Annotated in this window: 9 protein-coding genes; 1 reads left to right on the top strand and 8 read right to left on the bottom strand. The window is 45.9% G+C overall.

Annotated features, from left to right (window positions below; all coding sequences use genetic code 11):
- Positions 1 to 563: 563 nt before the first annotated feature.
- From infB to bamA, 7 genes are all read right to left on the bottom strand, one after another.
- Positions 564 to 3,272, bottom strand: a complete 2,709-nt coding sequence (gene infB / locus Q0413_RS04575) for a translation initiation factor IF-2 (RefSeq protein WP_298987749.1) — start codon at positions 3,270 to 3,272, stop codon at positions 564 to 566.
- Positions 3,256 to 3,483, bottom strand: coding sequence for a hypothetical protein (locus tag Q0413_RS04570; RefSeq protein ID WP_040304108.1), 228 nt, complete (start codon positions 3,481 to 3,483; stop codon positions 3,256 to 3,258). Before Q0413_RS04570 ends, infB begins: the two co-directional genes overlap by 17 nt.
- Before the next feature lie 21 nt (positions 3,484 to 3,504).
- Positions 3,505 to 4,386 carry a homoserine kinase gene (gene thrB / locus Q0413_RS04565; protein WP_298987747.1) on the bottom strand — a complete coding sequence of 294 codons (882 nt, stop codon included), beginning with the start codon at positions 4,384 to 4,386 and terminating at the stop codon, positions 3,505 to 3,507.
- Positions 4,387 to 4,394: 8 nt separating this feature from the next.
- Complete coding sequence (locus tag Q0413_RS04560) at positions 4,395 to 4,793, bottom strand: glycoprotease (protein ID WP_298987746.1); 399 nt, start codon at positions 4,791 to 4,793, stop codon at positions 4,395 to 4,397.
- A 63-nt stretch (positions 4,794 to 4,856) separates the two neighbouring features.
- Complete coding sequence (lpxC, locus tag Q0413_RS04555) at positions 4,857 to 5,741, bottom strand: UDP-3-O-acyl-N-acetylglucosamine deacetylase (RefSeq protein ID WP_298987745.1); 885 nt, start codon at positions 5,739 to 5,741, stop codon at positions 4,857 to 4,859.
- 50 nt (positions 5,742 to 5,791) lie between these two features.
- Entirely contained in the window at positions 5,792 to 7,171 is a 1,380-nt protein-coding gene (locus Q0413_RS04550; protein WP_291935738.1) for a M23 family metallopeptidase, read from the bottom strand.
- 562 nt (positions 7,172 to 7,733) lie between these two features.
- A complete protein-coding gene (bamA, locus tag Q0413_RS04545) occupies positions 7,734 to 9,989 on the bottom strand; it encodes an outer membrane protein assembly factor BamA (RefSeq protein WP_291935735.1) in 2,256 nt (751 codons plus the stop codon).
- Between the two features lie 81 nt (positions 9,990 to 10,070).
- Between bamA and Q0413_RS04540 the strand changes: the two genes are divergently transcribed.
- Positions 10,071 to 10,901 carry a prephenate dehydrogenase gene (locus tag Q0413_RS04540; protein ID WP_298987743.1) on the top strand — a complete coding sequence of 277 codons (831 nt, stop codon included), beginning with the start codon at positions 10,071 to 10,073 and terminating at the stop codon, positions 10,899 to 10,901.
- 120 nt (positions 10,902 to 11,021) lie between these two features.
- Here Q0413_RS04540 and Q0413_RS04535 read toward each other — a convergent pair whose 3' ends face one another.
- Complete coding sequence (locus tag Q0413_RS04535; protein ID WP_298987742.1) at positions 11,022 to 11,753, bottom strand: metallophosphoesterase; 732 nt, start codon at positions 11,751 to 11,753, stop codon at positions 11,022 to 11,024.
- Positions 11,754 to 12,383: the final 630 nt, after the last annotated feature.

Here is a 12,383-nt window from a genome sequence, read left to right as displayed (position 1 = left end):
TTTCCGCGCCAAGACGCGGTGCTATTCTACGCCGTATTCTGCTCGCCACGGCGCTATCTATACCGCTGCCGTCTTAGCGCCGCTACAAAACCTCGCGCCGTTGCGGCCTGATTTTGCGCCGCTTGCACAGCGCCGTCCTCCGCGTTGCTGTTTTGCCGCACACTGCACTGTTTCGAAATTTATCTTAAATTTTAAAAGCGCTTCGATGCTGCGCGAAATCTAAATTTTGCCGCTTTTAAATTTCAACTTTACGATTAAATTTAAAATTTAAGTCGCGCGGAAAATTCGCAACCTGTAAGCGGCATAAAATAAAATTTGATCGCAAAGCTGCGCCGTAAAAAAATCCAAACATTAAAATTTCAAAACTGACGCTACGCGACAAAGCCTCGCGCAGAAACCGACAAAATTTAAAGCCTTGCTCGCGCATTCCGTCACTAAATTTAAAAGACGAAATTTCACGCCCAAATTCTGCGAGCATAAAATTTCAAAGCGCGATCGAGGCTTAAAATTTAGCCGCAAAGCCGTGCAAACGAAGCCAATGCCCACGCGGAATTTCGCGAGCATTAGTCTATCGTAGCCTGCTCCTCTTTTTGCTTGTAGCTTTCGATAAAATCGCCCACGCGCATATCGTCGTAGCCCTCGATGCCTACGCCGCATTCGAAGCCTTTGGCGACTTCCTTGGCGTCGTCTTTGAAGCGCTTGAGCGAGCTGACGTTGCCCTCGAAAACGATGACGCCCTCTCTGATGACGCGGATCTTCGCGCCGCGAGCGATGAGCCCGTCGGTAACCATGCAGCCCGCGATCTGCCCGATCTTAGGCACGTTGATGACCTGGCGGATCTCGGCCTGGCCCAAGGCCTCCTCGCTGATGATCGGGCTCATAAGGCCGCCCAAAAGCGCCTTGATATCGTCGATGAGATTGTAGATGACGTTGTAGGTCTTAATCTGCGCGCCGCGCTCCTTGGCAAGCTCTTTGATCTCGCCCGTAGGACGGACGTTGAAGCCCAAGATCACGCAGTTTTCGCTAGCGCTTGCTAAGGCGATGTCGTTTTGCGTGATACCGCCGATGCCGCTGTGGATGATATCTACCTTGACCTCATCGTTGCGGAGCTTCTCAAGGCTTGCTTTGATAGCCTCCAGCGAGCCCGCGACGTCGGCCTTGACAATCACGGGTAGGCTTTTTAGCGAGCCTTCGGCGATCTTGGCGCTTAGCTCGTCGATAGTGACCTTGGTCGATTTGCTAAGCTCTTTTTGGCGCTGATGCTCGTAAATTTTACTCGCATACTCGCGCGCTTCCTTATCGCTTGAAACGCCGATCAGCGTCTCGCCCGCGCCCGGAACCTCGCTAAGACCTATGATGACGCCGCATTCGCCCGGTAAAATTTGCTTTAGCGCCCTGCCCTTATCGTCGCTAAGCGCGCGCACCTTGCCGTACGCGATGCCCGCTACGACGGTGTCTCCGACGCGTAGGGTGCCGTTTTGCACGATGACGGTGGCAACGGCGCCGCGCCCTTTTTGAAGGGAGCTTTCGATGATGGTTGCTTTAGCCTGCTTGCTAGGATCTGCTTTGAGCTCCAAAAGATCGGCTTGCAAAAGCACGATCTCTAATAAATTTTCAATTCCCTCGCCCGTTTTTGCGGAGATCGGCACGAACTCGTAGCTGCCGCCCCACTCGGTAGGCATGATGTCAAGCTCTGCAAGCCCAGTTTTTACGAGATCTGGATTAGCATTAGGCTTGTCCATTTTATTTATCGCGATGATGATCGGAACGTTTGCGGCCTTGGCGTGCGCTATAGCCTCCTTGGTCTGAGGCTTGACGCCGTCGTCTGCGGCCACTACGATGATTACGATATCGGTAACCTCGGCTCCGCGCGCGCGCATCGAAGTAAAGGCCTCGTGACCCGGAGTGTCTATAAAGGTAATCTTTCTGCCGTTTTTCTCGACCATATACGCGCCTACGTGCTGCGTGATGCCGCCCGCTTCGCCGCTTGCTACGCGAGAGTTTCGGATATAATCGAGCAGGCTCGTTTTGCCGTGATCAACGTGTCCCATTATGGTAATGACAGGCGCTCTAGCGATTAAATTTTCTTCGCCTTCGCTGTCCTCGTAAGCCTTGATATAGTCAAACTCCTGCGCCTCATCGATGATATTTACTTCGATACCGAATTCGCTTGCTAAAATTTCTATCGCGTCCTCGTCCAAAAAGTCGTTTTTCGTCGTCATCATCCCAAGCGCAAATAGCTTGCCGATGATCTCGCTAGGCTGCTTTTTGATCTTATCGGCGAACTCATAGACGCGGATCTCTTTTGGGATATTTACCGAGCTTACGATTTCGCTACCCTGCTCGCGAGGGGCTTTTTTATGCTTTTTGCGACCGCCGCGACTTATACCGCCTTCGCTGCTAAAAATTTGATTCTGCGAGGCGCGATAAATATTAGGTTGGTTTTTACTTTTGGTGCGATTTTCGGTCTGAATTGGTTTGACGGTGAAATCGGGCATTACCACGACGTCTTCGTCCTCAATGACGATATCCGCCATCTCGTGATCAGGAATGATGTCGATTTTAAGGGCGTCTTCTTTTTTAGCCGCGGGAGCTTTTTTCTTTTCGATCTTTTTCTTTTTCAAATTTAGTTCAGCGTTTGAGAAGATCGCCTCCAAGCTCGCGCTCATCTTTTCGCGCCTAGGCTCGGTTCTATCTTGTGCCGCCGGAGCTTGAACTTCCTTTTTCTTTTTGACTATGACTAGACCGCGGCGCTTTTGCAAGCTCTCGCTAGCGATACTATCGCCGCTGTTTATCTGCACCGGAGCAGGCTTTGAAGCGGCGTTTTGCTTATCCTCTTTATCTTGCGCAGTGGAGGAAATTTCTTCTTTTTGATTTTGGGATTTTTCGGTTTTTGCCTCAGGCTCTTGTGTACGCGCTTTTTCGTTGCTAGGTTCTTTGGCGCTTTGCGCGGACTCTTTGGATTCGGAAGCTTTTAAGCTTTCCGCCTTTTTAGGGCTCTCTTTTTTAGCGGTTCTTTTAGTTTCGCTCTGTTTTTTAGCGGGCCTATTCTCGTCTTCTTGCGCTTTTTCGGAGCTTTTTTTCGCAGGCTTTGACTTTTTCCCCGGCAAAATTCCCGTCTGGATATAATCGTAAATAGCGGCAGCTTCTTCCTCGCTTACTTTATTCGACGCGGTTTTTACCTTTTTAAAGCCCATCTCCTGCGCTTTTTCGATTATCTCTTTGCTTGCGTATCCAAGCTCATCCGCGATATCTTTAATCAGAACACCCATTTAAAACCCTCTCCTTGATATGTCCCAAATCTGCACTAGACGCAAATTTAGATAGATATTTTGAAATTTTCTCTTTTTGATTTATGCAACCGTCGCAAATATAAAATTGTCTGTTTGAGCTTATATTTTTAAAATTTTGCAAAAAGGCGTGGAGCTCGCGTTTGGCGAAGCGCCCCTTGCAAATAACGCACATCCTAATCGGTTCGCTCATGCGATTATATCTTTATTTTTCTTAGTCAATATTAAAGCCGCCGTTGTCGATCTCTAAAATTTCGACGCGGAAGTTTTTAAAATTTTCGCTAAGGCAGGCTTTAAGCTTTGCAGCGTCGGATCTATAGGCTAAATTTAAAAAGCTTGAGCCGCTACCGGAGAGCGAGCTCATAAGCGCGCCGTTATCATAGGCGATCTCGCGCACCCCAAAAAGCTGCGGAAGCACGCCCATGCGCATCTGCTCGTGCATCTTGTCGATACAGGCGTAGCGCAAGCTGTCGTAGTCGCGTCGCATAAAGCAAGCGGTTAGAAACGCCGCGTGCGAGAGGTTGCTAACGCAATCTTTGATCGAAAAACTCTTAGGCAGCTTGCCCCGCGATTCATTCGTAGGCATCGGCGTATCGGGGATAACGACGACGGCTTGCAGATCTTGCGAAATTTCGCATTTTTGCGTGCGAACCATCTTGCCATCCACGACGCTGCTGACAAAGCCGCCGAGCGTTGCGGGCGCGATATTATCCGGATGGTTTTCATATTCTAGCGCCGTGTTTAAAATTTTAGCGCGATCGATCTCAAAACCGCAAATTTTATAAGCGCTTGCAATGGCGCCTACGATCACGGCCGAACTGCTACCCAGCCCGCGCGAAAACGGGATGTTGTTGTGAAAGGCGAATTTAAAATTTAACTCTTGCCCGCCACCTAGTTTTCTGTAAATTTCATTGAAAATATTCAAAAAAGCGTTGCCCTTCTTAAGCCACGCTCTGTCGCTGCCCTCGCCGCTAAGCGATACGCAAAAAAACTTCTGCTCGGTAATCTCTACTTCGTTAAACAGCCCTAAGCTAAGGCCTAGCGCGTCGAAACCTGGGCCTAAATTTGCGCTCGTCGCAGGAATTCTTATAATCAAGCTCTCTCCTAAACCGCTTCTATGATGTAATTTGGAAGTATATCATCGCTTTTATTTAAAACCGATAAATCCTGCGGCAAAGATAGCGCGGCGGGGGCGCATTTTTTCATCCTGATTTCACCGCGCTCATAAACGTAGCTGAAGTTTTTATTTGCTCTGATCGGCCCGAAGCCGCTTAGCTCAAAGCCGCTGATCGCGCGCAGAGGCACATCAAGAGCGATGCTAAGCGTGCGCAAGATGACATAGCTTACCTTCATGCCCATGAAACTGCCGGGAGTGTTTGCGTAGATGAGCTCTTTGATTTTATAAGTTTTTAGAATTTCGCTAAATTTGCAGATCAGGAAGTTATCGGCTTTTTCGCCTTCGGCGCTTGTAAATTCCGCTATCTTAGCGCCGTTTTCATACACGCCGATCAGGCATGGAGAGCTAAGAGCGGCAATTAGAATTTCAACCTCTTTGATTTTGCAGCCTTAAGCAAAGACTTTTTGATATTCGCGTACGATCTCGGCGGTAAGGTCAGCGAGCTCGAAATTTTTAGCATCGGCAAGGACTGCCAAAGTGAGTTTATGATTTAGATCGTGGCTTCCCGCAAACGCCGTATAATCGCCCAAAATCGGAGCGCCCACGAGCGCAAGATCGCCGATCGCATCTAAAATTTTATGGCGGACAAACTCATTTTCAAAGCGCAAACCTTCGGGATTTAAAATTTTATTCTCATCGATTACGACGGCATTTTCCAAGCTGCCGCCTAGAGCTAGCCCCATAGAGCGCAGCGCTTGCACATCTTTCAAAAACCCAAAAGTTCTGGCGCGCGAAATTTCTTTAAGATAGGCTTTTTTGCTAAATTCAAAAACATGGTGCTGAGTACCGATGAGCGGATGGCTAAATTTAATTGTATAATCAAATTTCGGGCTCTTGCTCGGGCTTAGGCGCACTAGCTTATCGCCCTCGCGAATCTCCACGACACGCTTGATTATGAGGGCTTTTTTATTCGCGTCAAGCTCTCTTACTCCCGCTTCGTCCAAAAGCATACAAAAGCTCGCGGAGCTTCCGTCCATCACGGGAATTTCATTAGCATCGACGATGATACGGATATTATCGATACCATAGGCATTAATGGCGCTCATTAGATGCTCTATTGTTGATATATAGCCCTTCTCATTTCCTACGACGGTCGCCATTTGCGTATTTATGACGTTTTTCGGCTCGGCTTTAAAACTAACGCCAAGATCACTTCTATAAAATACGATTCCACTGCCCGCCTCTAAAGGCTCTAACGTAAGTCTGATAGGCTCACCTTTGTGTAGCCCGATGCCGACGTTATGGACTTTCTTAGCTATCGTTGTCTGTCTCATTTCTATCCTCGTTTTCATTAACCCGCGCATTATAGCGAAAATTTTAAAATTTACTTACCTTTTTCTATTACTTTTTTGGACGATTCTAAGACGTCGGTAATGTTATCTTTCATCCACTTAGGATCCATCCATTCCTCGGGTCTTACGTCCACACCCTGAACTACGATGCCAAAATGCAGATGATCTCCGAAAGCAAAGCCGCTTGAACCCGTTTGCGCTAGAATGTCGCCCGGCTTTACGTCGCTGCCGACGCTTAACTGCGTCGCCGAGCAGTGTCCGTATATGCCGTATAAGCCGAAGCCGTAGTAAATTCCTAAATTTAATCCGAAAATTCCGTTTTCCTGCGCAAAAACTACCTTGCCGTAGTTGCTCTCTTTGATATCGGCGTTTGCGACGCTTGCTAGATCGAGCCCCATATGCCATGACTCGCTTACTTGTTCGTCGTTCATAAAAAATATCCGATGATCGGCAAAGCTTGCTACCGCTGCGCCTTTAGCAAGCGGATAAAAAGGCTTTAGCTCAAATCCATTTATTTTATCCTCGTGCACCGCGCTAGTAGCAGCGTGCAGATCATCTCCATTTTTCTTACGCAGAGTTTCGTTTACGAATTTAAATTTCTCCAAATCGCTCATCGAGTTAAAATTCTGCGCATATTGGCTAGCCAGATCACTTACTTTGCCGTTAATGAAGCCCGGATTTAGCTTGATAGTAGAGACTTTATATTTTTTGTCTTGATAAAAATATTTTATCTGCGAAATGCTTTCGTTGCCTGCACGATCGGTGGCGACCGCTTCTGCGCGAAATTCCTCTAAATTTGCAGGCCACGCTACGAGAGACGCATAATAGCCCTCTTTTACAAAAGGAATCGCTTTAAAAATTTTGCCATAGTTGGTTTTGACATAGACTTCGTTTAGGCGCTCATCTTTTGCCGAAAATACGACTACAGCGCTACCGCCTTTAGTGATTTTATAGGATTGATTGATGATATTTATGAGGGGCTTTTTGTCATCTATTATTATATTTGCCGTTTTTACGCTCTTATTTCCTTGCGCAAAATTCCACGAGCTAATGTCGTTTGCAAAAACCTCGAGCTTGTAGTTTTTATCTTTATTAAGCATCAAATTTTTAGGAAATTGCACGGCAAGCTCTAGCGTCGTTTGCGGAACGTTCAGCTCCTCATTTAGTAGCGGTATCGTGCTGGCTCCGTCATTTAAGTTAACGCGAACAAGCTTAATGCCGGTATCGTCTGAAATTTTAATCTTTAAAGGCGAGGTTAAATTCCAATAAATTTCATTTTCCAGCGCAATTTGCGGAGGATTTTTTTCAAATTTCGGCGAGGTAAAAATTCTAAAGATTCCATAAACCAAAGCGCATATTATAATAAGAAATATTAAAATTTTAAGCTTCGTTCCATTGCCATTTCTACGCATAAAAGAGCCTTTGATATGATTTTAGAGCGCGATTTTACAAGCTTAACTTAAATTATCGGTAAAGCGAGACAAAATTTAACGCAAATGTTTAGCGATTTACGAGGCGATTTAAAATTTTAAATTCTCGCGATTTTAGAATCTCAAAATTTATGAGCTTTAAAATTTGGTGGCGCGCTAAATCCTATGCAGTGAAATTCCGCGCGCGATAAAGCGGCGTTTATCGTCTATATCGTAATCTTTAAAATTTCAATATTAGAATTTCTTTAAAGTATGCAAATGGCTTGTATTGATTTTTTAGAACTCTTGTGCTTAAAATTTTACCATACGAATGGAATTTTAAACTATCTTGATAACTAAAACTTTAAAAAGTCCCAAGTAAGCTATGCGTTTAAATTTTTATCCTAAGCCGAGCGGAATTCCAATTAAAATTTAGCTCAACCCGCTTACAATAATTCGGCTGCAAATTAGCGCGACAAGAAAAGTCAAAATTGCAGCGTTACTAAATTTTAAGGCGTGCGGTAGAAAATTCTACGCACGCCACAGCGTTCGCAAGTCGTCGCGTTTAATTAAATCTAGCGCCGATGCTAAATTCGAAGCTATTTGTATCGTCGTGCGGTTTTTTATTAAGCGGCTTGACGAAGTATAGTTGCAAAGGCCCCATCGGCGTCATCCACTCGATACCAGCACCCGTGCTGTAGCGCTCCTCCTCATTCCAGTCATGATCGCCGATCATTCCGTAGTCAAAAAACGTTACGAAGCGCATTTTAAGCCTATCAACTACCGGAAAGCTTAGCTCAAAGGAGTTATTGAAGCTCTGCATACCGCCCGTCTCGATATAGCGGCAATTATTTGCATTTAAGCAGATCTCTTTTTTCGGGATACTGCGACCTTCGTAGCCTCTAATGCTTTTCATTCCGCCTAGGAATAGCTTTTCGTTGATCGGGATCTTTTTATTACCTTCCCACATATAGCCCGTTGCAGCTTTGTATCTAAAGATAATGTCGTGATCGATATAATCTCGCAAGCCAAAGTAGTAGTTAAATGATCCTCGCGCCTTGGTGTAGTCCATATCGCCGCCAAGACCCGCGTATTCTAAGCTAGCACTTGCGATCATACCGCTTCTTGGCAAGTAATAATCATCGGTGCTGTTGTATGTAATAGACGGGATAATCGAGCTTTTTAAATTCTTACCATCTAGATAGCCTGCTTTGGCGTAATATTCGTTTAAGCCCTTAATCTCGCTTTTTTCTAGATAATATGTAAGGCTTACATCGGTATTGCGCCCGATCTTGCGACCGCCCGTGATTGAAAATCCGTAAGATTTCTCATCGTAGTCGTCCCAGTCGTAATCGTTGGCAAAGATCGATCCGCCTAAGCTATACTCAGAATCAAATACTCTAGGATTGGTTAAGCTCAAGCGTCCGCTTAACTGATCGTCGCTCTTTTCAACCGAGAATGCGCCGTGAAGGCCGGTGCCAAATACGTTACGATCACTGATACCGCCGCTAAGTAAAATTCCATCCTCGCTGCCATATCCGATACCGCCAGTGATAGAGCCTGTAGGAGCTTCTTTAACTGCGACTTCAAGATCGATCTGATCGTTAGAAACGCGGTTTTCTTTAATCTCCACCTCATCGAAATATCCCGTGCGTTTTAAAGAATTTAACGAATCGTTGTAATCGGTTTTGCTATATAAATTTCCCTCGGTCAGATACATCTCGCGGCGAATGACCTTATCCTCGGTCTTATCGTTACCCGAGATCGTTACGTTTCTAATATAGACTTTATCCTCCGGGATGACTTGATACGTGATAGCGACCGTGCGAGCTTCTTTGTCCTGCTTAGTCTTAGGCACGATGCGCACATAGGCGTATCCCTGATCCGCGACTAAAGTCTCTAGCGTATTCATATCGCGGCGCAAACGCTCTGAATTCATTGTATCGCCCTTTTGAAGCTTAAAATCGTCCAAAACCTTTTCTTTATCAAGCTTGATTATATCTGCAGGATACTCGATATCTACAGAGCTTACGGTGTATTGCTCGCCCTCACTGATGTAGTAGGTAAGATCGGCAGTGTAATTATCCATATCGGCATTAAGTAGCGGCGCCGAAACCTGCGCGTCTAAGTAGCCTTTTTTATAATATTCTTCTTGAATTCTATTTGCGTCGTTAGGAAGCTCGGCGGTTTTTACCTTGCCGTCGTTAAAGCCCCACATCCAGCCCAGCATCTCGCGTTCTTTATTGGCGACGGATGGCTCTATATCATCATAGTCTAGCTTGTCCGCGCCTACTAAATTTACCTTATCGATGATGATATTTTCGCCGCGATTTACCTCGATCGTTAGCAAGATGACCGATTTATCGTCGTTTATCGGCTTTGGATAAAATTCCACCACGGTGTCGAAAAAGCCCTTGACTTCGTAGTATTGCTTGATGCGGGTCTCCGCTTTTTTAGCAGCCACCTCATCGTAAACCTGACCCGGACGCAAGCCGATGAGCTCATTTATCTTATCGCGATCATTGGTCACTACGTTTTTGATCTCGACCTTAGCGATAGTCGGTTTTTCGGTTACGTTGATAGTGACCGCGCCGCCTTGTTCGCTGATATAAACGTCGCTGAAATAGCCCTGCTCAAATAGCTTTGAGATCGCAGCATTGGTGTTTTCGCCGTTAAGCTCATCGCCTACCTTAAGCCCCGAAATTTGCTGTGCGACCTGTGGAGAGAGATGTCTAAGACCTTCAAATTTAATGGATTTGATCTGCGCGGCGCACGCCACGGAAATCCCGCCTACTAAGAGTAAAAAAACGCTTTTTTTCATAAAATTTTACCTAAAAACGAAAATAATTTGCGTATAATACCACATTAAAATTAAAACTTACATATATCAAAAAGGAATTTTATGAAGATAGGAATTATCGGCTTGGGTCTCATCGGCGGCTCTCTTGGGCTATGTCTAAAAAGCACCAAAATAATTAGCGCCGTCTATGGCTGCGACATCAGCCGCGAAAACGAAAAAGAAGCTCTGAGACTTGGGCTCGTGCATGAAATTTTAAGCCTAGAGCAAATGAAGCAAAGCTGCGACGCGATCTTTCTTGCAATCCCCGTGGAGGCAATTATTGAGACGTTGCAAAAACTAAGCGACTGCAGAAGCGAGACGACAATCATCGATCTGGGAAGCACGAAATTTAAAATTTTGCAAAGCTGCCCGCCGCAGATCAGACGAAATTTCATCGCAGCTCACCCAATGGCTGGTACCGAAAACTCCGGCCCGCAAGCAGCGTTTAAAGAGCTTTTAAACGGCGCAGTAGTCGTCATCTGCGACGATCACGGCGCAGATGAAGTGCATATCAAACGAGCGGTCGAAATTTTTTCGTTCGCGGGGATGAAGATCGTATTTATGGACGCAAAAAGCCACGATCACCACGTGGCGCTCATCTCGCACCTGCCGCATGCGATCAGCTACTCGCTCGTAAACAGCGTGCTAAAAGAGGAAAATCGCCGCAACATCATAAATTTAGCCGGTGGTAGCTTTTCGGGCATGAGCCGTATCGCCAAGAGCTCGCCGCAGATGTGGGTCGATATTTTTAAGCAAAACCGCACAAACCTACTAGGCGCGATCGACGCTTTTAAAAACGAGCTAGATCTTTGCGTGGGGATGATTGAGGGCGAGCGCTGGGATGAGCTTGAGGCGTGGATGTATGAAGCGCGCAAGCTAAGGGATATTATTTGAAATTTCACGCGACCTGACTGCGCGACGGGAGCTGCAAGAACGCGCCTTTAAATTCTAAAATTTCGCCTTCAAACAGCCCGCTTAAATTTAAATTTTAATCTGCATGGGTCTGATACAAACTCAAAAATCTATGCATTCTTGCGTGAAAATTCTCTTTGAGGGAAACTCCAGCGCGCAAAGCCTCGCCTTCTCGCCCCAGTGCTTTTTATAAACGCAGCCCAGATCGATATTTGCGCTAAATTCTGTAATTACGGGCTTTTTTACCGGCGTGTGCCCGTAGACGTTAAAAATTCCATCATTCGCGCTATCATCTCCGCGCCCGCTTAGCACATGAGCGGCGAAGCTTTTCGCACGCTCTGCATCGTGTCTAATCCCCCACGCGCGACCTACTGCGGAGTGCGACACGACGAGGGCGCGACCGCTTTCATCACGCAAATCATACTCCAAGTAAATCGGCAGCCGCGAGACAAACCGCAGATGCTCCTTGCATTGTTTCACGCCTCCGTGACGATAATACGACGCTAGCGTCGCCTCACCGCCGTTATTAAATAGCCAGCTTTCATCCAGGCTAAAAAATGCGTAGAGGTCATTTGAGCTCGTAAATTTGCCCGTCTTTGCGCACCTTAGGGCAGTTTTTGCGTTGCTCACAAAGCGCTTTTCGTGATTGCCCATCACCGCGTCATATCCGCGAGTGCGCACTAGCTCAACCACATCCGAGCTCGCAGGGCCTCGGTCGATCAGATCGCCCACGAAGCAAATTTTACTATCAAATTTATGCGGCAGCTGCTCTATCAAAGCTAAAAGCGACTTGTAGCAGCCATGCACATCGCCTATGATGTAGATATTTTCCATAATTTTTCCTTAAAATTTTAGCACAGGACTATGATTATAAAAAGCTTTCGAGCCGGGAGTGCCCGAAACGCTGGCAATAAATTTTATCAAAATTCTACCTATGTCGCCGCCAAGAATGAAGCACTTATGCAAAATAGGCACAAAACAATTATCGCGGCGGCAGGTGAGAATTTCTCGGCAAAGCTCTGCGCTAAATTTTAAAATTTCGCGCGCTAGGACTTGGACGGATAAATCTGCTTTAAGACCCTATTCACGACTAGCAAAGCAAGGATATAAGCTGCGCAAATGCTGATTATTAAATCACCTCCGCACCACCTAAACATCATAGCAATCGCTATCCCGACAAGGGGCGATATAATTAAAACCGCTACGGTAGGCAAAAATAGATTGACGAAAAAATCCGTGAGCTTACCAAAATCTTTTAACTTTGCGGCAAGTATCGCACATATCCAGCAGAAAAATATCCAAAAAAATAGGAAATATGCGAATTTTTTCTGCAGCCATTCTATAGGGTCGTCAAACTGGGCGCTAGATGTGTAAAAAAACGGTTCTATCATAAAATCGGCCAAACTCGAAATGCACATAAAGCAAAAACTCATCGAAAATGCGCAGGCTATAATTTTTAAAATA

This window comes from uncultured Campylobacter sp. (assembly GCF_938045465.1).
Classification (GTDB): domain Bacteria; phylum Campylobacterota; class Campylobacteria; order Campylobacterales; family Campylobacteraceae; genus Campylobacter_B.
Note: the sequence above shows the minus strand (reverse complement) of the source record. Positions and strands in the feature narration are given on the sequence as shown.